This window comes from Bacillus sp. NPDC093026 (assembly GCF_044754665.1).
GTDB classification, from domain to species: domain Bacteria; phylum Bacillota; class Bacilli; order Bacillales; family Bacillaceae; genus Bacillus; species Bacillus maqinnsis.
The window spans coordinates 496,218-518,419 of record NZ_JBIVPN010000002.1 but is presented as its reverse complement, the minus strand read 5'-3'; the positions used below and the strand labels follow the sequence as shown (position 1 = coordinate 518,419).

At 41.6% G+C, this 22,202-nt stretch carries 22 protein-coding genes and 1 tRNA gene; 5 read left to right on the top strand and 18 right to left on the bottom strand.

Annotation, left to right across the window (positions count from 1 at the left end; translation table 11 throughout):
* Nucleotides 1-8: 8 nt before the first annotated feature.
* From ACIQCE_RS07525 to ACIQCE_RS07500, 6 genes are all read right to left on the bottom strand, one after another.
* Complete coding sequence (locus tag ACIQCE_RS07525; RefSeq protein ID WP_400494248.1) at nt 9-1,139, bottom strand: glycosyltransferase family 1 protein; 1,131 nt, start codon at nt 1,137-1,139, stop codon at nt 9-11.
* Nucleotides 1,132-1,971: a glycosyltransferase EpsE gene (gene epsE, locus ACIQCE_RS07520; protein ID WP_400494247.1), complete on the bottom strand. Its 840-nt coding sequence runs from the start codon at nt 1,969-1,971 to the stop codon at nt 1,132-1,134. The genes ACIQCE_RS07525 and epsE overlap by 8 nt, the downstream gene beginning before the upstream one ends.
* Nucleotides 1,964-3,112: a glycosyltransferase family 4 protein gene (locus tag ACIQCE_RS07515; RefSeq protein ID WP_400494246.1), complete on the bottom strand. Its 1,149-nt coding sequence runs from the start codon at nt 3,110-3,112 to the stop codon at nt 1,964-1,966. Before ACIQCE_RS07515 ends, epsE begins: the two co-directional genes overlap by 8 nt.
* A complete protein-coding gene (locus ACIQCE_RS07510; protein ID WP_400494245.1) occupies nt 3,078-4,952 on the bottom strand; it encodes a polysaccharide biosynthesis protein in 1,875 nt (624 codons plus the stop codon). Before ACIQCE_RS07510 ends, ACIQCE_RS07515 begins: the two co-directional genes overlap by 35 nt.
* Nucleotides 4,953-5,117: 165 nt before the next feature.
* Nucleotides 5,118-5,801, bottom strand: a complete 684-nt coding sequence (locus ACIQCE_RS07505; RefSeq protein WP_400494244.1) for a CpsD/CapB family tyrosine-protein kinase — start codon at nt 5,799-5,801, stop codon at nt 5,118-5,120.
* Entirely contained in the window at nt 5,791-6,522 is a 732-nt protein-coding gene (locus ACIQCE_RS07500; protein ID WP_400494243.1) for a YveK family protein, read from the bottom strand. Before ACIQCE_RS07500 ends, ACIQCE_RS07505 begins: the two co-directional genes overlap by 11 nt.
* 256 nt (nt 6,523-6,778) lie before the next feature.
* On the opposite strand from ACIQCE_RS07500, the gene slrR reads away from it, so the two are divergent.
* Nucleotides 6,779-7,246, top strand: a complete 468-nt coding sequence (gene slrR / locus ACIQCE_RS07495; protein WP_400494242.1) for an HTH-type transcriptional regulator SlrR — start codon at nt 6,779-6,781, stop codon at nt 7,244-7,246.
* A 94-nt stretch (nt 7,247-7,340) separates the two neighbouring features.
* Here the strand turns inward: slrR and ACIQCE_RS07490 are convergent, their stop codons facing one another.
* The 4 genes from ACIQCE_RS07490 to ACIQCE_RS07475 all read right to left on the bottom strand — a co-directional run bounded on the left by ACIQCE_RS07490 (nt 7,341) and on the right by ACIQCE_RS07475 (nt 10,661).
* Nucleotides 7,341-7,565, bottom strand: coding sequence for a phage holin (locus ACIQCE_RS07490; protein ID WP_400494241.1), 225 nt, complete (start codon nt 7,563-7,565; stop codon nt 7,341-7,343).
* Nucleotides 7,566-7,705: 140 nt separating this feature from the next.
* Nucleotides 7,706-8,605: an iron-hydroxamate ABC transporter substrate-binding protein gene (locus ACIQCE_RS07485; protein WP_400494486.1), complete on the bottom strand. Its 900-nt coding sequence runs from the start codon at nt 8,603-8,605 to the stop codon at nt 7,706-7,708.
* Nucleotides 8,606-8,622: 17 nt separating this feature from the next.
* Nucleotides 8,623-9,624: a FecCD family ABC transporter permease gene (locus ACIQCE_RS07480; protein ID WP_400494240.1), complete on the bottom strand. Its 1,002-nt coding sequence runs from the start codon at nt 9,622-9,624 to the stop codon at nt 8,623-8,625.
* Nucleotides 9,621-10,661 carry a FecCD family ABC transporter permease gene (locus tag ACIQCE_RS07475; protein WP_400494239.1) on the bottom strand — a complete coding sequence of 347 codons (1,041 nt, stop codon included), beginning with the start codon at nt 10,659-10,661 and terminating at the stop codon, nt 9,621-9,623. Before ACIQCE_RS07475 ends, ACIQCE_RS07480 begins: the two co-directional genes overlap by 4 nt.
* Before the next feature lie 302 nt (nt 10,662-10,963).
* Between ACIQCE_RS07475 and ACIQCE_RS07470 the strand changes: the two genes are divergently transcribed.
* Nucleotides 10,964-12,373 carry a polysaccharide deacetylase family protein gene (locus tag ACIQCE_RS07470; protein WP_400494238.1) on the top strand — a complete coding sequence of 470 codons (1,410 nt, stop codon included), beginning with the start codon at nt 10,964-10,966 and terminating at the stop codon, nt 12,371-12,373.
* Between the two features lie 91 nt (nt 12,374-12,464).
* Here ACIQCE_RS07470 and ACIQCE_RS07465 read toward each other — a convergent pair whose 3' ends face one another.
* The 4 genes from ACIQCE_RS07465 to ACIQCE_RS07450 all read right to left on the bottom strand — a co-directional run bounded on the left by ACIQCE_RS07465 (nt 12,465) and on the right by ACIQCE_RS07450 (nt 14,915).
* Nucleotides 12,465-12,959: an ATP-binding cassette domain-containing protein gene (locus ACIQCE_RS07465; protein ID WP_400494485.1), complete on the bottom strand. Its 495-nt coding sequence runs from the start codon at nt 12,957-12,959 to the stop codon at nt 12,465-12,467.
* Nucleotides 12,845-13,114, bottom strand: a complete 270-nt coding sequence (locus ACIQCE_RS07460) for an ATP-binding cassette domain-containing protein (RefSeq protein ID WP_400494237.1) — start codon at nt 13,112-13,114, stop codon at nt 12,845-12,847. The genes ACIQCE_RS07465 and ACIQCE_RS07460 overlap by 115 nt, the downstream gene beginning before the upstream one ends.
* Before the next feature lie 268 nt (nt 13,115-13,382).
* Entirely contained in the window at nt 13,383-14,549 is a 1,167-nt protein-coding gene (locus tag ACIQCE_RS07455; RefSeq protein WP_400494236.1) for a macrolide family glycosyltransferase, read from the bottom strand.
* A gap of 290 nt (nt 14,550-14,839) precedes the next feature.
* Nucleotides 14,840-14,915: transfer RNA gene (locus ACIQCE_RS07450), tRNA-Arg, on the bottom strand.
* Between the two features lie 252 nt (nt 14,916-15,167).
* Between ACIQCE_RS07450 and clpP the strand changes: the two genes are divergently transcribed.
* The gene (gene clpP / locus ACIQCE_RS07445; RefSeq protein WP_353854510.1) at nt 15,168-15,764 is read left to right on the top strand and encodes an ATP-dependent Clp endopeptidase proteolytic subunit ClpP; all 597 of its coding nucleotides are present in this window, start codon (nt 15,168-15,170) and stop codon (nt 15,762-15,764) included.
* A 57-nt stretch (nt 15,765-15,821) separates the two neighbouring features.
* Here the strand turns inward: clpP and ACIQCE_RS07440 are convergent, their stop codons facing one another.
* The 3 genes from ACIQCE_RS07440 to ACIQCE_RS07430 form a co-directional block, all read right to left on the bottom strand.
* Nucleotides 15,822-16,400, bottom strand: a complete 579-nt coding sequence (locus ACIQCE_RS07440) for a TIGR00730 family Rossman fold protein (protein WP_400494235.1) — start codon at nt 16,398-16,400, stop codon at nt 15,822-15,824.
* A gap of 363 nt (nt 16,401-16,763) precedes the next feature.
* The gene (locus ACIQCE_RS07435) at nt 16,764-18,386 is read right to left on the bottom strand and encodes a SulP family inorganic anion transporter (protein ID WP_400494234.1); all 1,623 of its coding nucleotides are present in this window, start codon (nt 18,384-18,386) and stop codon (nt 16,764-16,766) included.
* Between the two features lie 37 nt (nt 18,387-18,423).
* Complete coding sequence (locus ACIQCE_RS07430) at nt 18,424-19,005, bottom strand: beta-class carbonic anhydrase (RefSeq protein WP_400494233.1); 582 nt, start codon at nt 19,003-19,005, stop codon at nt 18,424-18,426.
* 570 nt (nt 19,006-19,575) lie between these two features.
* Here ACIQCE_RS07430 and ACIQCE_RS07425 point away from each other — a divergent pair.
* Nucleotides 19,576-20,553, top strand: a complete 978-nt coding sequence (locus ACIQCE_RS07425) for a 2-hydroxyacid dehydrogenase (RefSeq protein WP_400494232.1) — start codon at nt 19,576-19,578, stop codon at nt 20,551-20,553.
* Between the two features lie 171 nt (nt 20,554-20,724).
* Nucleotides 20,725-21,210 (top strand): ribonuclease, encoded by a 486-nt coding sequence (locus tag ACIQCE_RS07420; RefSeq protein WP_400494231.1) that lies wholly within the window; start codon nt 20,725-20,727, stop codon nt 21,208-21,210.
* 226 nt (nt 21,211-21,436) lie between these two features.
* On the opposite strand, the gene ACIQCE_RS07415 is transcribed toward ACIQCE_RS07420, so the two are convergent.
* Nucleotides 21,437-22,189 (bottom strand): arylamine N-acetyltransferase family protein, encoded by a 753-nt coding sequence (locus ACIQCE_RS07415; protein ID WP_400494230.1) that lies wholly within the window; start codon nt 22,187-22,189, stop codon nt 21,437-21,439.
* Nucleotides 22,190-22,202 lie beyond the last annotated feature (13 nt).

Genomic DNA, 22,202 nt, shown 5'->3' with positions numbered 1-22,202 from the left:
TTCCTTCCTTACAATCCATATAAGTTCATCACACCTGTGATGTTCTGTTTCACATCAAATCCCCTTTTTTCAAGCAGAGAGGTAATTGTTTCTTGAGCAGGTGACTCCGCTTGAACAGCTTCAAGAATCGTTTTCATCCATTCATGCTCTGAAGCCTGTAGCGATCTCCGTTTGATTAGTCCACAACCTAGATCAGCTTCCTTTGTAATATGATCTGAAATCACACAGGGCAATCCAGTTGCCTGAGCTTCCACTAATACAAGCGGAAGACCTTCAAACAAGGAGGGCATCACAAAGACGTCAAATGCTTTCATATACTGCGGAACCTTTGATACGATTCCAGTAAAAACAATCTCATCCCTCACCCCTTCATGAATAGCGCACGCTTCTATCTCTTTTCGCAGCGGTCCATCCCCCACAAGTACTAGCTGAAATGAGACACCCTGTTTCTTGAATGTACGAGCCAAATGGATCAAAAAAGAATGATTTTTTTGCTCATGAAAACGCCCGATATGACCGATTACAAGTTTCTTTTCGTGGAGATTCAGTTTTTTCTTCATTTGCGCCTTCGACTCTTCTTTCGGCTGATGAAACATGTTCACATCAATGCCATTTGGCAAAATGTCCACCCGTCCACTCTTCATCTTATTCTTTCCAAATAAAAAGGCACCAGCCTCTTCGCCACATGCAACAAGCTTAGTAGAAAAGAAGAGGATGAGCAGGCGAAACCCTTTGAGCATCCAAAGATCGAACCAGCTTGGAGACTGTTTCCAGGCGGTATTATGTGAATGACAGATTCGCAACTGAACTCCTGCCATTTTTGCAGAAAACGCTGAAAATCCTGTTTGAAAATCCGTATGCGCATGCACCGCCTGATAAGGTCCAGTTTGTTTAATGGTATCCGCAAGTTTTTTCACAAAAGACCAAGGGGAGGATGCCCCAATACTCGGTACGTAAAATATGCGGCCGCCTAGCTGACGAATTTCTTCATCATAATCACAAGCCTCTTCTCGGTGGGTAATGAAATCAAATTGAAGGAAGGTTCTATCGAGCGCACGATATAAGTTCATAATCATGGTTTCTGCTCCCCCGCGGTTCATACCGCCCACAATATGCAACACTCGCTTCGGCTCATTCATCCCGTATTGCACTCCTTTTTATAACAGATTTCCTCAGCTTCCGATGATGATAGAACCGCATGATCGTTGGTGATAAACAGGAACGAACAATCGGCTTGAGCACATACATATAATCAAGCGGCGCCAATTTTAATATCCAGCATGCCTTCAAGACAAGCCATGCATGATCAATAGAATAACGAAACTTACGCCGCTTAAAAGCGGCTTCATCTTCTCTGACAAGGTATAAAGGCTCCTGTAGATTAAACCCCTTCATCCCAGCGGCAAAAAAGCGAATCCATAGGTCGATATCTTCCATACGCCGGGTTGTTTTCACTGAGCGATATCCATTTAAAGTGTTGTACGCGGAAGCCTTCATCATAATGGTTGCATGACAAAAGGGTGTTCCCCTTGCTAACACCTTTCGATCGGGCTCTGATGCAAGTGCTCGCACCCCTTTTGTTCCTGACTCATCAAACACCGTCATCGCTGTTCCAACCACATCATAATCAGGATTTGTTGCTAGGAAACGGACCTGTTTTTCCAAACGTGTCGACACCGACAGATCGTCTCCATCCTGTCTTGCAATCCATTCTCCCTTTGCCTCAGCTAAGCAGCGATTCAAGCTGGTGGCAAGTTTTTGGTTTTCCTTGTTTTGAATAAGACGGATTCTTTCAGGATCACGCTTTGTAAAAGGGAGGACTTTCTCATAGGTGCCATCTGTTGATGCATCATCACATATAATGAGTTCCCAATTTTGATACGTTTGATAAATGATAGATTCAATGCTTTCTTCTACTGTATCTTGACAATTGTATACGCCCATGATGACGGATACCTTCGGCTTATGCATGCTGCATCACCTTTTCTGTTTGATTCATATAAGCTGTATAAATACGAGCCATTTCACTGACCGTCTGCTCATGTGCAAATGAGGAGGCAAGGGAACGACCGGCTTGTCCCATCAAGCGAAGATGCTCCTTTTGGTGATAGAGTTGGTGAATATAATCAGCTAAGCCATTCACATCATGAGGTTTCACTAAAAAGCCATTCACACCTGGTTTGACAAGCTCGCAATGTCCTCTGTTATCAGTCGCGATAACCGGCTTTTCAACACACATTGCCTCAAGTATATTCATGCCAAGTCCTTCCCTATGACTTGTCGAGACACATACATCACATAGATTCATCCAGTCCTCTATTCTTCTGCAAAAACCAGCGAAGTGAACATGCTGTTTAAGATGCAACCGGTGCACCAACTGTTCATAGGTCTGCCGGCTTGTTCCTTCCCCAGCAAACACAACCTTCAAATTCGGAATCTGTTCATAAAGCTGTGCACTGGCTTTAATAAGCATGCCTTGATTTTTATTTGCATTCAATTCCCCAGCACAAAGCACGATAAAGTCCTGCTTGGAAAAGCCATACTTGCGGCGAAGGTGCTGTTTTTCTTTGTCATCGACTGGTGTAAAGCGATTCATATCAACTCCCATGCCAGGAATATAATGAACGGCTGTCCGCTCTTTTGACAGACGACTTGCTCTTTCATAATCTTCTTGGTTAATGGTGATGAGACCATCTGTATATTTAACGAGCCATTTCTCAATGGGATAATAAAGCAGCCAATTAAGAAACGGCGCTCCCTTCCAAAAGTGGAAACCATGCGCTGTGTAAAGTACCTTCGTCCCTCTTTTACGGGTGTGTTGAGCTGCAAGTCTACTAATCACACTCCCCATAGGTGTATGACAATGAATGAGATCATAATGCTGCGTTTCCAACAGATTCTTTAGCTCAACATAAGCAAGCCGATTGTGTAAATGAAAAGGAGAACGCTGAATAGGAATGGAATGAGATTGGTCCACAAACGGCAACTTTAGCTGACCATTGGCAGCAGTATGCACTTCCCATCCTTGTTGCTGAAACCATTGAAAATAAGGAAGATGAAAAGCTTTAAAGTGATACTCAACCGTTGCGCAAAACAAGACTTTTTTCTTCATTTGTATGCGTTTTCTCCTCTCTCTTCATCTGTTTAGACAACAAATCCTTAGACTCGATGGCAGTGAATAAAGCTTGTCTCATCTGCTCATCACTCAGCTTTTCAAATTCTTGAATAAACTGGTTCAACACATATGGATCACCGTCTAGCGCACGTCCAATATGAATTTTAGGGAAGACCTGTTCCTGCGCTTTTTCATGGTGGTTGAGTAATTCCTCGTGCATTTTCTCCCCAGGGCGAATGCCCGTAAATATGATTGGAATCTGATCTGTGGTATAGCCTGAGAGGTGAATGAGGTTTTCTGCGAGGTCGACAATTTTGACTGGCTCCCCCATATCTAGGACAAATATCTCTCTTCCTTTTGCAAGTGCACCTGCTTGAATGACAAGCCTTGATGCTTCTGGGATCGTCATAAAGTATCTAGTCATAGCCGGATGTGTGACAGTGACAGGTCCGCCTTTTTCAATTTGCTTTTTAAAGATTGGGATGACGCTCCCCCTGCTCCCGAGCACATTCCCAAAACGGACCGCCACAAACTTTGTGTCACTGTTTGCTCCCATTTGCATGATCAGCATTTCAGCAAATCGCTTTGTGGCTCCCATCACATTGGCAGGGTTCACTGCTTTGTCAGATGAAATGAGCACAAATGTTTCAACTCCGTGCAGATGTGCGGCTTCTGCAACATTTTTTGTTCCAATGACATTGTTTTTCACCGCTTCTTTCGGGCTAATCTCCATTAGCGGAACATGTTTATGTGCCGCTGCATGATAAATCATATCTGGCTGAAAATGACCGACGATATCAACCATTTTCTGTTGATCTTGAATATCCGCAATTTGTGGATAGAGACGAATGCTGTCTCCATATAATTCTGTTAACTCTAGTAAAATAGAATGAATGCTAAATTCCCCATGTCCCACAAGAACAATCGCTTTAGGAGCAAACACACAGATTTGACGACATATTTCAGATCCGATGGACCCACCTGCGCCTGTCACAAGAATCGTTTTTCCCTTTAAATTGACTGATAGACAGCTTGTATCTAATTGAATCGGCTCTCTCCCTAACAAGTCCTCCGGCTGCACATCCCGTAATTGATTCAGCGCATGAGTTCCTCTTAAAATCTGCTCCATTTCCGGCATAATTTGTGTTTTGACTCCAGTTGCCACACACTCCTTATACAATTCTGTTAACGTGTGGTTGCTTTTGGACGGAATCGCAATGATGATCTTTTGAATATTCAACAGAATCACAGATGATTGAATTTTTTCTTTTCCACCGAGCACTGGCAGACCCATTATTTCAAGCTTATGCTTCGTTTTATCATCATCAATAAAGGCCACCGGCTCCATATGCAGGTCGTTTGACTGCTGAAGTTGGCGAACAATAATGGTCCCGGCCGATCCGGCCCCAATGATTAAGGCTCGCTCCTTTTCTTCCTGGAACCGTTTTGCCCCATCATGAAAAAGCCTCGACGCCATGCGAGATGCGCCGATGAACAGCACATGGAAAATCCAAATGATGAATAACAAGCGAAAAGGGAGTGTCTGTACAAATAGATAAAGCATAGAGATCGAAAATAAAAAAGAGAAAATAAATGTTTTCATTAAAGAGAACAACTCTCGGATGCCTGTATATGCCCATACTTGCTTGTACACATGGAAAATGTGCGCAAATAAATGGTGTCCAATGAGAAGGCTTAGTGAAGAAATGACAAGCATTTCAAATGAATAAACTGATAAAGCGATTTCTTGGACAAATTTGAACCCAAAAAAGACTGCCACTAAAATGAGATATGAATCCAGCGCTACGATCATTGATAATCTTTGGGCGTAAGTCAATGCTCCTCCCCCTTTTTCAACATCACGAATGCTTACTCAAAATGGGCATCAAACCCTTCCTCACATCCCACCTTTGACGACGAGCGTCTAAGGCATATCATATGCCCACAGCAGGATCGAGTACCTCCGTTGTTAGAGATTAGGAGACATCACCTTTCGATCTTCTTAATACATATACAGCCTGCTTTTTTTCTCTTTTTTCCCATTTAGCATAGCCCCGAGTAGCTTGCCTGTCGTTCCTTCTAACACTTCTTTTGACTTTTTCACTGCGGCGATCTTTGTTTTTCCACTTAATACAACAAGAATGATACCATCCGTACGATTCGCCAATATTTTTGCATCGGCGACGGGCAAAAGCGGCGCTGAATCAACAATCACCATGTCATATTGCTGTTCTATTTCATAAAATAACTGCTTCATCACAGAAGATGATAGAAGCTCAGCGGGATTCGGCGGAATGGTCCCGCTAGGAAGCAGCGCCAAATGTTCAATCGTTGTAGGTAAAATGGCTTCCTCCAAGCTACAGTTATGTAATAGCACATTAGTCAAACCAGTGTGATGGCTCAGGTCAAAATATTCATGGACCGTTGGCTTTCGTAAATCAGCATCCATCAGTAGAACCCGCTTTTTCTGCTGTGCAAAAACAGCTGCTAAATTCGCAGCCGTAAACGATTTCCCTTCTTTCGGTAATGAGGATGTCACCAATATCGACTTCAACCTTGTTTGGATGGATGTAAATTCGATATTGGTTCGTATCGTGCGAAATTGTTCTGCAATGACAGAATGAGGATTCAGTACAGAAATACATGATAAATCTCGTTTTTCTCGTTTCTTCCTCTTAAAGATCAATGTTATGTCCTCCCGTTATAACGGACCGCTTGTCTTTTTTTGCCTGCCTGTCTGCTTGCATTTGATAGACACTTCCGAGCATTAGCAATCCAATCTCTTCTCTTATTTGATGTGTTCGTTTTACAGTATCATCAAGTAAATTGATTAAGAAAATGAGTGTGATTCCTCCTAATAAAGAGGCACCTAGTGCCAGAACGATATGAACGAATTTCCTTGAATTAACAAGGCTAGTATTTGACATTCTGGCTTTGGACAAAATATGAATGCGATCCATATTCATTGTTTCCTTGATTTCATCTTGTAGTACTTCTGTCGCCGTATTGGCGATCGCAGCTGCCTGCTTGGGGTCTTCATCTTGTACAGAAATATTTATGACCTCTGACTCATTTTCTGTACTTGTGGCAATTTTGTGTTTTAATCCTTCAGTAGATTCTGTGAGATTGAGTTTTTCTTTTACTTTTTCAATGACAATCGGACTTTTAAGCAGGACTTGAAATGTACGTGTATATTGAAGGTCTATCTGAATATCGTTTAAATTCGTTTGTGCATCATTGCTCCTGTTATGAACAAGAACTTGAGTGGTCGCCTGATATACAGGAGTCAGGACATAAAACTGATAGTAGGCTGAAATGCCTGTTACGATCAGGACAATCAGGATTAGAAGGGCCATTTTCTCTTTGACAACTGAAAACAGATGCTTAAAACCTATATTCTCATTCATAGATACCCTCCCGATTTCATCATAAAAGGTTATATATGGTTTCTTTTTGTTAATGATTGGATTATAAAAGATATTACCCGCAAAGAAAAATGTCATAATAGGTCTTATGGTTCTTTTTAACGAACAAAATCGTTCGTTTTCTTTTGTTTACTTCTTGTTTCTTACGTTTTTGAATTTTATAAAGAACATTTTATTCCTTATAATGAACAAAAAGGTCATAGAACTTTTTGCGGGGAGAAGGGAGATCATAGATAGAATGATAGGAAAGGTGATACGTATTTACCGAAAGAGAAAGGGATACTCCATTCATCAACTGGCCGAAGATGCCCAAATCTCTAAGTCATATTTGAGTAAAATTGAGCGTGGTGTCCACCGGAACCCATCTGTCCAGTTTTTAAAGAAAGTATCCTCTTCACTGGAAATTGATTTGCAAGAGTTGCTTGATGCAGAAACGATCATGTTTCATCAATCTGAGGGGGAGCAGAAATGGCGGGAGCATCTTGTCAATGCTGTCCAGTCCGGTATGCCAAAGGAAGAGCTGTATAAGCTGCTACAAACATTTCGAAAGGAGCAGGAAACAAAGACGTTACATGTCACACATAGAAAGCTAACCGATTCTAATATTGCGGAGTGGAAACGTCTCATGAGTGAAGCAAAGGCCATTGGATTAACCATTGAGGAAGTAAAAGCTTTTCTCACCAACATGGGTAAGCCTCGAGCATAAGCCTTTATAGATAGCATGATTTTGCGGGGAGAACAGTCAACTGACTGCTCGAAGAAAGAGAGCCTTTTTGAGATAAAAAGGCTCTGCTTTTCTCTTATTCTTCTGTCTTTGTCCGTGCTTTTTTTGAAATATCATTGTTTTTCCAATAGGCCCAAAGTGATGTAATCGCGAGAAAAGCTAGCGTAATGAATTGCTGAACGCCTTCTTCATCAATTGGAATTGGGCTTTTCCCCGCAGCGGTTAGCGCACTGTTGACCAATGCCAACAAAAGCAATACAAGCCGTGTAATGGTACCTGCACTAATTTTTTCAACCTTCAACTGTATCCCTCCCTTTCCCCTACACGCGGGCGGCAACTGCTCGTTCTCTCTCATATGTATGCAAGACGCAAATGAATAGAAGAAAGAATCAAAAAAAGAGACATCATTCCTATGTGTGGAGTGATGCCTTTATACTGTCATTATTTAGAAAACATTTCTTTTGCTTCATCCATAGCCATTTTATTACCTAAAGCTGAGTAATCGAGCCATGGCTGATCGGCAATCGTGTATACTTGGTTTTTCTTAACGGCTTTTAAACCTTTCCAAATCGGTGTCTGCTCTAATTGCTTGAATGCTTGCTGCGCTTTGTCATCTCGATTGACGACCACAAAAATGGCATCTGCATCAAAATCAGGAAGAACCTCTTGTGAGATGACTTCAAACGGACGCTTGCTGTCAAGCTTCTTCACACCTTCTGCAGGTGTAAGACCTAAATCCTCGTATAAAATAGGGCCCATCGGACGCTTCATACTAAATACACGAAGTTCCTTTGCAGTAACGCGGATGGCCATCACTTTTCCGTTGCCAATTTTGTTTTGTATGAGCGATTTGACTTCTTTCGCTTCATTGTCATAATCCTTGATATATTGATCGGCTTCTTTTTCTTTATTCACTAGTTTTGCGATCTTTTTTAAATGATCACGCCAAGTGCCGTCATTTAAATTGAAAACTTCTGTTTTAGCAATTTTTTTGTATTTTGACAGGTCTTGTCCAGCCAGTTCTTCATCCACATAAATCACATCTGGGTCTAAAGCGAGAAGAGACTCCATATCTGGGTCTGCGGCAATGCCTAACTTTTTCGTATCTTTCAGTTGCTTTTTGGCATGTGGAAGGAAGTCCTTTAAATCTCCCCCTACAACAGAACCAGCAGGTTTGATGCCGAGTGCTAATAGATCATTCGTTAAATGAATAGATAAGGAAGCAATCTTAGGTGTTCCGTTATTGTTTTGATTCGCAGAGTTCTTTGTTTCCTGATGACCACAAGCGGCAAGAACCAAGAAACAGATTGTGAAACCAAGAATGAGTAATTTTTTCATGATGGATTCCTCTTTCATCTTTATTTCGTTTTTGTGAGTAAATAGAGAAAATAGGGTGCACCGATAAATGCCACAACCACGCCGGCAGGTATGGCATTTGGTTCAAATACTGAACGTCCGATTGTATCGGCACTCACTAAAATCAACAAGCCAAGAAGTCCGCTAACAGGTAAAAAATGTTGATGTAATGAACCGACAAGCCGTCTCGCCAAATGAGGCGCAACAAGACCAATAAAGCCGATTCCACCTGTCATTGAAACACTTGCACTGGCTAAACCGACAGCTAGGGCAAGCAAAAAGAGCCGCTGACGCTGTACACGTACACCTACACTTGAGGCAACAGCATCACCTAATGTCAATGCATTGAGCGTGCTAGACTGCCAAAGGGTCAATGGGACAAGACACACAATCCATGGTAAAAGCGCCAAGACATGAATCCAATCTCTCCCCCATACGTTTCCAACAAGCCACCTTGAAGCAAATGTGTATGTATCTTCATCCAGCTTCAATGATAAATATAAAGTCAATGCGCTAAACCCCGCAGCGACTGCAATTCCTACTAGTATGAGACGTATTGGGACAAGCCCTTCATACCGGTCATAAGCAAGCAGAACAATGACTGCAGCCGCAAGCAGACCCCCGCCAAAGGTAAAAAGCGGGATCAAAAGAGATGGATTTCCTTCTAGCACGTGGAAATACGTGACAAACATGATTAAGCCAAATGCTGCACCTGCATTTAACCCAATAATTCCTGGATCAGCCAGCGGATTGCGCGATAAACTTTGCAATATTCCACCGGCGATTCCTAAACCAATACCCGCTAGGATCGTCACGACAATACGCGGCAGACGATAGTCGAACAACACCGTCTCACTTTGGAAGTCTCCGAAGCCAAATAATGTGTTGAAAACAACGATTGGGCTCAGTTTCAACATACCAGTATTTAAACTATACAGCACCACAAATACACTTAGACAAAGCAAGACGACTGTCACGACAAGAGCACGCTTTTTCTCTTTCATGACAGGTTCCTCCCTTCTTTCCTAGCAAGATATAAGAAGAAAGGAACACCGACAAGTGCTACCATCACTCCAATGGCAAGCTCTCTTGGCGGGTTGACTGTTCGGCTGGCAAGATCAGCGAAGACAAGCAGCATAGCACCTAAAATCGCTGACATTGGGATAACGAATAAATAGTTCACTCCGACAAGTTTGCGTGCAATATGCGGGATGACAAGACCAACAAACCCAATGGACCCAACTGCTGATACAGAAACCCCTGCTAATAAGACAGCCGCTACCATCCCTAGTATTCGTACTTGCCTTGTTTTCACACCTAAATTCGCAGCTACATCTTCACCGAGAGAAAGTAAAGATAAAGAACGACCTAATAAGGTCGCCAAGACAATCACACTGAGAATCACTGGAGCAAGTACCTTTAGTTGTGCCCATTTCACGCCAGCCACACCGCCAGCATACCAAAAGGCGAGATCCTGACTCAGGTCAAAATAAATGGCGATCCCAGAGCTGAGCGCATGGAGCAATGCCGCAACAACAGCTCCTGCTACTGTCAGCCGTAGCGGTGTCAACGCACCGCCAGCTACCCCAATAGCGAATATAAGCAACGTACTCATCACAGCACCTATAAAAGAAAAAAACATTAACGCTGAATAAGGTAATCCGGGAAAAAAGGCAAAGCAGAGAGCAACAACAAACATCGCCCCGCCATTAATTCCTAATATTCCTGCATCCGCAAGCGGGTTTCTTGTGATTCCTTGCATTAAAGCACCTGCAACAGCAAAGGCCGCACCTACAAGAGCTGCACCTAGTACACGTGGCAGCCTTAATTCATGAATGATCTGCTGTTCCGTCACATTGGATTGATAATCGAACACAGCCATCCATACCGTTTGCAGAGATAATGCCTTTGCTCCGTATGAAACAGCAAAAAACATGGCTGTCGTCAAACCAATGACTGCAAAGAGAAATAGCAATAACAATAGCATACGTGATGATTGTTTTTGTTGATGTGTGCGCTTATCCTGCAAAATCGGTGTCATCCTTTTCTACAATAAAAATCAATTTGAAAATGAGAATCATAATCAACAAAATTATAGCCGCCAGCCTCAGAAAAATCAATGTAAGGCCCATTTTTTAATTATTCAATGTATATAGACGATCGTATCCCATTGTTTTCTACCAAAAATACCCATACTTTTTATCATAGTTTAATAGGAAAATAGTTGACATTCCGCATGAATATCACCTAAAATTACAAACATAAGTCAAATGTTATAAAAATATTGCAAATGAATGACAAACTGATAAAAAATAACCCGTCACGAGAGGAGAACTGAATGTTGTGTCAGCAAAAGGAAAATGGAGCATCTTTCTACTTGCGCTTGCTATAGTGATTGGAACAATTGGATTCTATCAAAATCAACAAGCAAGCGGGACAGAGAAGAAAAATGTGAAGCAGGATACCAACTATAAAAACATAGAAATCGTCACCCTCGTAAATGACGGGAAATTTATGAGATATGCAGTTAACTATCCCCTTTTTCATCAAAAAGAACTAGATGACAAGATTCAAAGTTATGCAAATACAGAGTTAGACCGCTTCAAAACGACATTTAGTGAAGCAAAGGACATGAATGAGGACAAGCGTTATGAACTGAATATTGATTATGAGTTGGTGCATTATGCCAAGCAATCAGTCGCCATTCACTTTACAACATATGAATATACAGGTCAGCAAAAAGGGACAACTCGAAGTGACACGATCAACTTTGATTTTCAGAAAAAGACCTTCCTTGCCACAAAGGATTTATTTCAGCCAAAAACAGATTATTTAAAGAAATTATCCTATATTACATACGCAGAGCTTCAAAAGGATAAGAACTTATCTAAGGATAAACAACTCCTTCAGAAAGGGACTGCCCCCACCGCTCAAAACTTCAGCCATTTCGCCTTGAAAGAGAAATATGTAGAGTTTTATTTCCCAGCTTCTCAAGTAGCCGCAGAGAATCTTGGTCCGCAAACGCTGGCGATTAAAAAAGAACTGCTAAAAGATGTACTAAAGCCAGAATATATGAATAAGACCAAAAATGAGAATAAAATCAAAGAACCGAATCCTATAAGAAAAGCCGTCAAGCTGCCACAGAAATCAAAGCTTAATCCGAACAAAAAAACCATTGCACTCACATTTGATGACGGGCCGAATCCAGCCACCACATCAAAAATCCTACATGCCCTCAAACAAAACAAAGGACACGCCACATTTTTTGTTTTAGGTAGCAGGGTGCAATATTATCCTGAGATGCTTGGCCATATTTTAAAGGGGGGAAATGAGATAGGGAATCATTCTTACAACCATCCTTTATTGACACGGCTACCTTTAAAACAAGCGGTCAAACAAGTGAAGGACACACAACAATTGATTGAGAAAGTCAGTGGTTATACCCCTACGCACTTTAGACCTCCATATGGAGGAACCAATCAGCAAATCAATCAGGCTGTAGATATGAAAGTTTCCCTATGGGATGTAGATCCTGAAGATTGGAAAATTCGTAGCAGCAAGCAAATCACCAAGCTTGTCCTCTCACATGCAGCTGACGGCAGGACGGTATTAATGCATGATATTTATAACACTTCAGCCGTTGCAGCAGTGTCAATCATTCATGAGCTGACCAAACAAGGCTATCAGCTTGTCACAGTTAGTGAGCTTGAGCAAATAAAACAAGAACGACATCAACACCCCCCTATTCGCTAAACACAGGGGGTGTTTGACTTATTGATTAAAGATTTCATTTATTTTAATCATGCTTGAAATGTATCTTCCAGTTCCTGAGAAGGGTCTATACTTAAGCGGCTAAGCACCTTAGACAGCTGCATGTCAATGAAGAGACGTTCCTTTTCCATCTGTGTAGCAGCAGGCTTATCTTCCTTTTGCATATACTCTTCATATGTGCCATCAAATACGTCAATGCCTGAATAATCCGAGTTGCTACTTGTTGAATCAGTCTGCAATCATGTGAAACGAACACAACCGTGCCCAGGTAGTCTTTTAAAAGCCGTGCAAGTGCTTCCACTGCCGCAAGATTTAAAAAGTGCGTCTTCTCATCAAGGAGCAGTACGTTCGCATCACTTACTAATAACTTGGCAAGCATTGCTTTCACCCGTTCTCCCCCGCTTAGCACACCAACAGTCTTATGCACATCTTCCTTGCGAAATCCAAGCCTAGCTAAAATAGTGCGAATGACGGTCTCATCCCGAATGGCTTGATTAAGTGTCTTGTGTAAAATCGATTGATCAAGCTGAAAACCCAGAAAGATATATTGACTGCTTCTGAACGGGATATGCAAGGATGACTATTCACAAGCACTTTTAGCAATGTCGTTTTGCCGCTACCATTCTTCCCAATTATCACTACTTTATCTCCGCCTCTGACTTCACCATTCACTTGTTTCCATAGGATTCTTTTACCGCCTTTCCATCTAAATCCTTTGCACATAAGACGGTACGACTTGCAATTTCCTTCATTTATCTTGTGTCATTTGGATGAGCTGGATGTCCTTTATTTTGTAAATATTTTCTAATTTATTCATTTTTGTCTCAATGGATTTTGCTGTTTTTTGAAGCTTTTTTTGCTTATTTTCATAATAGGGCTTCGCAATGTTAGAACCAGAAGATTTAACCTTTTGTGATGGCATTGTTGCATTGTCATTTTTTTCATTTTCTACAAGGCATTCTTCATTGGAGTAATCCGAGGAACCCCCCTCTTACTGGGTCTGTTTCATTTGAATAAACGTATCAATCATGCGTAATGCCTTTTCTGTTCCCCCTGCTGTCCGAAAACTTTGTTCAATTTTTTCAATACCCGCTCGAAAGGCATCACTTGCTAGAACAGTGATAACTGTATCTCTCAACTGCTTCGCTGTGAGTTGTTCTTTATCAAGCGCTCGTGCAGCGGACAATTCAGTCAGTCTTTTCGCAACCATTGGCTGATCTTTGTCATGCGGAATGACCACCATAGGAACATGAAAATGAATGGATTCATTGACGCTGTTCATTCCGCCATGTGTCACAAACACATCTGCATGTTCCAGCACTTCAAGCTGCGGCACATAAGGCTCGATTAGAAAATGAGAGGGCGCATCTTTTATCAGCGACATGTCGATTTTTTCACCTGTTGCCATGACCACTTTCCCGTCAAAATCCGCAAACGCATCAATACACATATTAAAAAATACCTCTGTTTCATCAAGAACCGTTCCCATGGATATATAGATCACTCGTTCATTTTCAAGTGCTTCTAGCGGAAAATGATGTTGATCTGCTCGTTTCGGAAAGCTCGGTCCAATGAAGACAAACGAGTTATTCAACGCATCAACAGCCGGTTGAAAATATTCGCTCGTATACACTATATTCAGTTCTCCTCGGTTTTTCATAAACTGCATGAGGTGCTTCGGCTGCACACCAAACCGTTCATTGATTTCTTCTAACAGATGAGCGGCTTTCTCATCTTTTCTATATAGTGGTGTCTGAAAGTGTGCCTCTTGCAAGACGAAGGATGGATTGGAGCCAACGCCTGGAATCTTTAAGAAATCACGTACAAGCTCGCCTGCTCCAAACATGTCGAAGTAAACCAAATCAAATTGATGGTGATGAGAGAGTTTTTCTACTAGTTCTAATATATCTAATGACGTTTGCAACATTGCATGAAAGAAAGGCTGCATTGAATCTAGTTCTCCTTCATTTACACTTAATGTTCGGATATAATCTGGGTGTATATGTACGTGAGCGCCTAAGCGTTCAAATCGTTCTTGATAATGTATCGTTGTTACAGCATGAACCTCATCTCCTCTATCTGTCCATGCTTTTGTGATTCCTAATACCGGATTCACATGCCCTTCGGCTGGGAAATTAATCAATAAAATTTTTGCCATGCTACTTCCCTCCCATTTGTCATTTCTCATCCATGTTAACCACATACAGTCAACAGTCTCAACTTATACGCCTGTAAAAAGAGAAAATGAGTCTTATGGCCAATATTTCACGAAAATATCGTAAAAAAAGACAAAGCCCCTATTGAAGCTTTGCCTTCAATCATCATCATGTCCTAAGCAACTTTTTTCAGCGTAGCAAATTGCTTTTCCGGCGATAGGTCAAAACGCAAAAAAGCCCTCTATAACGGAGGGCTTTTACAAACGACCTTTCTTACACGTTAAGGATTATACGCGCTCGGAGGGATTCGAACCCCCGGCAGACGTGGTACCGGAAACCACCGCTCTATCCAACTGAGCTACGAGCGCATGATATGTTTAGAACGTCAGCATATCAAATTATAAGGGAAATGCTGCAAGAAAGCAATGATGAATCGTCAAGAAAAGATGATGTATTTTCTCTTTCCTGACACATACATTAAGATGATGGTTTGAAGCAGAATCATTTTGGGGAAAATGTTTAGGGGTATTTGATTTCAGGTCAGCATTTTGTTTGACCTTTATTGACCAAAAATGTATCATTGTATTACATACTTACCTAATAGGTGAAGGAGGAACATTATGAATTTAATACCTACAGTCATTGAGCAAACAAATCGTGGGGAAAGAGCTTACGACATTTATTCTCGTCTTTTAAAAGACCGTATTATTATGCTTGGTTCTGCGATTGATGACAATGTTGCCAACTCCATCGTGTCACAGCTTCTTTTCTTAGAAGCAGAAGATCCAGAAAAGGATATCTCTATTTACATTAACAGCCCTGGTGGTTCAATCACAGCTGGTATGGCCATTTACGATACGATGCAATTTATTAAACCGAAGGTATCAACTATTTGTATTGGGATGGCTGCATCAATGGGTGCGTTCCTGCTTGCTGCTGGTGAAAAAGGTAAGCGCTATGCCCTTCCAAACAGTGAAGTGATGATTCACCAACCACTAGGCGGAGCTCAAGGTCAAGCAACGGAAATTGAGATTGCGGCCAAACGAATCCTCTCTTTACGTGATAAACTGAACCAAGTACTTGCTGAACGTACTGGTCAACCAATCGAAGTGATCGAGCGCGATACAGATCGTGACAACTTCAAAACAGCACAAGAGGCACTTGAATACGGACTCATCGACAAAGTCTTGACCCGTAATACAGATGAACAAAAATAATGAACAAACAAACCGTCTGCTCTTTTGAATAGACGGTTTTTGTTTATGAATCACGTATTAAGATAACTCCGTCCATTTTTGCTGGAGGGATGGTGTTTGATAAGTGGTCATCTGCGAAATTAATTCTTCCGGCTGTGAAGAAGCATGTAATAGTTCAAGGTGTGATTCGTTTGAAAAACCCTCTTGAACAGTATATTTCACCATCTCAAGAAGCGGTTCAAAATAACCATTCACTTGATATAATCCAATTGGCTTTTGATGAATACCGATTTGTGCCCAGCACAAAACTTCAAATAACTCTTCATATGTACCAAATCCACCTGGCATGGCAATAAATCCATCAGCCAGTTCACTCATTTTCGCTTTTCGTTCATGCATCCCTGCCACCTCTATTAACTCTGTCAGCTCTTGATGGACCACTTCTCCTCTAAAAAGCCCTTTTGGCATCACACCAACCACTTGCCCACCGCACCTCAGTACCTCATCTGCAATGGCTCCCATCAAGCCAATTCGTGAGCCGCCGTACACAAGGCGGATTCCCTGCTCTGCCATATAAGCACCCAGCTCGACAGCCTTTTGTTTGTATACATCATTCACACCTGGATTCGATCCAGCAAATACACAAATCGTTTTCATCGAAACAGCTCCATCTCTTTCTATGATTTCATCACCACTCATTCTACTATAGTTTATTGTAAAGAAACAGCCACTTTATCTATATATAGTGTAAAATCAAAAATGACACACTATATAAGGAACTGTTCATACATGCAAACAACCGAGATTAAAAGTGGCCCAAACATTTCTATCAAACGAGAAATTCGGCACATGATGGACCATTTATCCGAATGGGCTTGCTCATGGCAGAAACGGGAGATCTCTTAAGGAACCTACTGCTTCTCGCTCATCTCTATTTTTCTGCTCACAATGCGCTTTTCCTATGAAAATGAGCGAACAAAAAGCACATGACACTTTCATCACGTGCTTTCCTGTGCAAGCTTATAGCTGCTGTGGTGATATCTCATCTGTCCGTTCAAAGAAATGCTGCTTCCCAATTTGATGAAAAAGACCTGTGCGATGCAGAAGATCTTTTGGCTGTGATTGCAACCCAACGATCATGAGCTTACCATTATGACGCTTTAAACGATTAGAGATATTCATTAGGACGGCTTCTGCTGACGTATCCATATAATTGACTTTATTCATGAGTAGAATGAGCGTTTTAGGCTTTGTCTGAACATGATCTAAAATGGAATTTTCCAATGAATCCGTCGTACCGAAGAATAATGGTCCTTCAATGGAATACATACTAATTCCCTTTTGATTGACCTGTTTTTCTAAAGTGGCTGCCGTTTCAATCTGGGAAACAGCCACATTTGAATAAATGTTGGTCGTCTGGCTCATTTTCTTGATAAAGGCGATAAATGCTAAAATGAGACCTGCGGTGACCCCAATCATCAAATCACCTATGACCGTTAACAGGAAGGTCACGACAAGTACAAGTGAATCCGCATTTTTCACTTTCACAATATTGATAAACTCTTTTCTCTCACTCATATTCCAAGCAACAAACATTAAAATCGGGGCCATGGCAGCAAGTGGAATCATGGATGCATATGGCGCAAATAGCATTAAGATGAGCAATACAACGACGCCATGCACAACACCTGAAATCGGGCTTGCTCCGCCATTTTTAATATTCGTAGCTGTACGGGCAATCGCCCCAGTTGCCGGAATTCCCCCGAAGAGCGGTGCCGCCATATTGGCGATCCCTTGTCCGACAAGCTCCTTGTTGCTGTCATGTTTAGAGCCTTTCATGTTATCTGCTACCATTGCTGATAATATCGACTCAACCCCACCTAACAGCGCAATCACAATAGCGGGAGGCAATAAATACAACATTTTTTCAATGGTCAATTCAGGAAATGCAAAGCTAGGTAGCTGACGCGGAATTTCACCATATGCCGAGCCGATGGTTTCGACCTGTCCTTGAAAAAAGAGAACAGCTACAAATGTAGAAGCTAATAAACCTAATAAAGCACCAGGTATTTTGGGAATGTATGTTTGTGCCACCAAAATCACAATCAGCCCAATCAAAGCTGTAAGAATGGCGAGGCTGTTTGTTGTATCAAGATGAACCAATATCTCTCTCATATTGAGGAAAAAGCTTTCATGCTTTTCAACACCCTTTAATCCGAGGAAGTTGGCAATCTGTCCTGAAAAAATGATGACAGCAATGCCTGCGGTAAAGCCGATGATAACTGGACGAGGAATAAATTTCATGAGCTTCCCAAGTTTGAATATTCCGAATAATACAAGCATACAGCCTGCCATAAAGCCGGCAATCAATAAATTTTCAACGCCGTATTGGCTGACTATACCGAATAAAATTGGAACAAACGCCCCAGTAGGCCCACCAATTTGATATTTAGAACCACCAAACAATGAGATGAGAATGCCGGCAACAATCACAGTATATAAACCATATTCCGGACCGACACCAGAAGCAATGGCAAACGCCATGCCTAAAGGAATTGCCACAACGCCCACGACAAGTCCAGCGATTAAATCGCGTCTAAATTTTGATAAATCATAACCTTCAAATCTTCCGTAAAAACGCATGGTATGTGTTGGCCTCCTTTAAGAATTTGTAGACTGTTTAGGCAAACTGCGGATTGATCTGCCCGTCTTTCACAACGATATCAAGCTTTCCTGTAGCAGGATGAATGACTAGTCCATGCACAGCCACATCATTTGGCATGAGTGGATGCTGTGTTACTAATTGGACACTTTGTGTCACGCTTTCTTCAACAGAATGAAAACCTGTTAGCCAGCCCTTTAAATCAACACCCGAATTTTCGACAATGTTCAAGCATTTCTCTTCTATCCCACGTGCTTTTACTTTTTCAAGTAAAGGACCTGCAGCAAGTCCAGCCATTCCGCACTCATGATGCCCCACAATGCAAACTTCCTCCGCTTTCAGTTCATAGATAGCAAGTAATATACTTCGCATCACACTGCCGAAGGGATGTGATACAATGGCTCCTGCATTTTTAATGATTTTGGCATCTCCGTTGCGAAGCCCCATGGCTTGCGGCAATAGCTCCAAGAGACGTGTATCCATACATGTTAAAATCACCAATTTCTTTTCAGGAAATTTCCCTACTTTGTAAGGCTCATAATGCTTCTCACTCACAAACTCACGATTATGCTGAAAAATTTGTTCTAAGGTCGATCCCATTTTGTCATCTCCCATCTTTTTTGAGTAAGGTGATTTCCGCCTGTCCCCCTTTTCTCTCGTGTGCTCTCAAGCATAGAGAAGAAAAATGATAGAAAAAAAAGAAAAAAATGAGAAATTGATGAGAAAAAATGTAAGCCTTTTCTCTATTTTCTTCTCTTTTTCGCTTCATCGTAATAGACGTAATAGACATGCAGACTTCTTTTCAATCCATTGTTCTCAGAAGATCAAAAGACGATGAAATGGTTTAGTAAAAAAGAATCGTCCCTAGTCATATAATTCAAATCAATTTTCTGCCATGAGGTCTCGATCTATTTTCCGATTTGTCAGATCATCTCTCAAAAACCACAGGAACTTCCTATGTCTCTGTAACGATAGTGAAGTTGTAGCACCTATACAGAAAGCATCAGATGGCTTACAAATCTATTTTTTCACTAAGAAAATGACTGTCCTTCCGCATTAATTCAGTATATTAAATATTGAGTAACTAACATTCAAACGTGTACTGCAGAAATTGTTGCTTTATAATAATTAAAGAAGAAAGATGCACATCATGAAAGGAGCGAGTTGATTGTGACACCACATATTTTTGTCGCTAAACCCTTACCTGCCTCTTTTGAGGAATTGCTAAAGGAACACTGTACATATGAGATCTGGCAATCGAAGGATCCGATCCCAAGAGATATTCTTTTTGAGAAGCTGCAGCAAGCCGATGGACTTTTGACATCTGGAACGAAAATTGATCAAGAACTATTAGATCACGCACCGAAGCTAAAGGTCGTGAGCAATTCTTCCGTTGGCTATGACAACTTTGATTTACATGCTATGAGACAAAGGGGCGTGATCGGAACGCACACTCCTTATACACTCGATCATACAGTAGCTGATCTTGCTTTTTCGCTCATCCTCTCATCTGCTAGAAGAATCGCAGAGCTTGATCGCTTCATACGCGATGGAAAATGGACGAAGTTTGTGCAAGAAGAAGATATTTTTGGAATAGATGTTCATCATCAGACGCTTGGGATTATTGGAATGGGGCGTATTGGTGAGCAAGTAGCAAAACGAGCAGCACATGGTTTTGAAATGAACGTGCTCTATCATAACCGGAGCCGGAATGAAAAAGCCGAATCAGCTTATGGCGCAGTTTATTGCTCACTCGATGACCTGTTGAAGCAAGCAGATATCATTGTCTTGATCACACCGCTTACAGAGGAAACCTATCATATGATCGGGGAACGGGAATTCAAGCTGATGAAGCCCACGGCTCTATTCGTGAACATCTCCCGAGGAAAAACAGTGGATGAGGAAAGTCTTATTCAAGCTCTCCAGCAAGGCTGGATTAAAGGGGCAGGTCTTGATGTTTATGATCAAGAGCCACTGGAAAAAGATCATCCTTTCATGAGCATGAATCAGGTGACACTCGCCCCCCATATCGGTTCCGCTACTAAGACAACAAGAGATCTCATGCTCAAAAGAGCCATTCACAATGTGATACATGGCATTGATGGCAAAGCTCCTGTCGATATAGTGAAAGAGCTTGCCTCATCTTAAGGCGCAGAGATATGCGACTTTTTATTGATCTACCAAAGGAAGAATCAGGAGAAAAGTCTCATTTTAACAAATCTACTTATTCTTTACATTCACTTCATTTTCGGGTGCTATAATATGAGGTAGACAAGCAACAAGAGGACAACATCTTATTTCCTGTATAGGAGGATGAAGATGAAAAAATTGAGTTCTTTATTTACGATGATTACTCTGATCGCTGCTATTTTGTTTTCTGGATTCACCCCACAGCATGCTCATGCAGAAACAGCTCTTCCGTCAAATGACGCTCAATCAGTTTCAACTCAACTTGCACCAGACCTGCATACACTTGCAGTCATTAACACGTTTGATGGGGTTGCAGACTATTTAATCCGCTACAAACGACTACCTGATAATTATATAACAAAATCTCAAGCAATTGCTCTTGGGTGGGTCGCATCAAAAGGGAATTTAGCTGAGGTCGCCCCAGGGAAAAGCATTGGGGGAGATATCTTCTCTAACCGTGAGGGACGACTTCCTTCAGCGAGCGGACGAACGTGGCGTGAAGCGGACATCAATTACGTCTCTGGCTTCCGTAATGCTGATCGTCTTTTGTATTCAAGTGACTGGCTCATTTACAAAACAACTGACCATTATGCGACATTTACACGTATCCGCTAAAATGATCAAAGACAGTCCGTTTTGTGAATTGCACCCCAAATAGTTAGATACAATCTAACATTTGGAGGTGCTTTTCTATTGGCGACATTTATGAATGTAAGCAAAAACAATAAGGCTAAACGAAAAGGCACGAGTCCGGTCCAATACCGAACTCGTGCCTGAAAAGCTGTCTAATCAGAACCCGCATCTAAATTTTGGGAGATCGCTTCATTTGTAGGGTGTCTTTTTATGATGTTGGCGGGATAAGTGTTTGTACGTAGTTCTCAAAAGATTGTGGAAGCGACTTTTTTGACACATCTCCATTTTCATGGATGATGACATGATCCTCTGTGACCACAATACGTCCTGTCTTCGTTAGCTTTGAGGCAAGCGGTCTTTTGTTAAAAGGGGAGGCTTCGTTCTCATAGATCTCATGTCTTATTTTATACAATGTTTGCTCATTCATTTCTTTCAGTGTAAATGCATAGCCAGTTTCAGCGCCTGATCCCCTGTCTAATTGAAGCAAGTGTGTACCTTTGGCTGTTTCTTCTTCTTTGACTCGAAAACGAAGGGAAGGTGTCTCTACCCATTCTCCTGTAAAGGGCACAGGACGAAGAGGTAAGTTCGCACCGAAACCTGCATCCATGAGGAAACGCTCGCTCTCATGTGTTAAAACAATGGCCACATGTGTTCCATCAATCACCCAAGTAGCAGCTTCTTTGTTATACACTGTTCCTTGTATCAACTGAACAAATAAGCCCGCCTCTTTTAACACATAATATAATAAAGGATTGAGGTCATAGCAAAGCCCTCCTCTGTTCCCTTCAAGGAGATGCACTTTCAGTCCATGCTGATCCAAAGCATAAGATTGTTTGTTAAGCACCGATCTATTCTCGAATGGAAAGGTATACGCCATCTTTCTTAATAATGAGGGCAGATTGTCAAAGGAGATCGAATGACCTTCATGTCCAACTTTCTTTAAGAAAGCTGATTTGATCATAAGCATTCCCTCC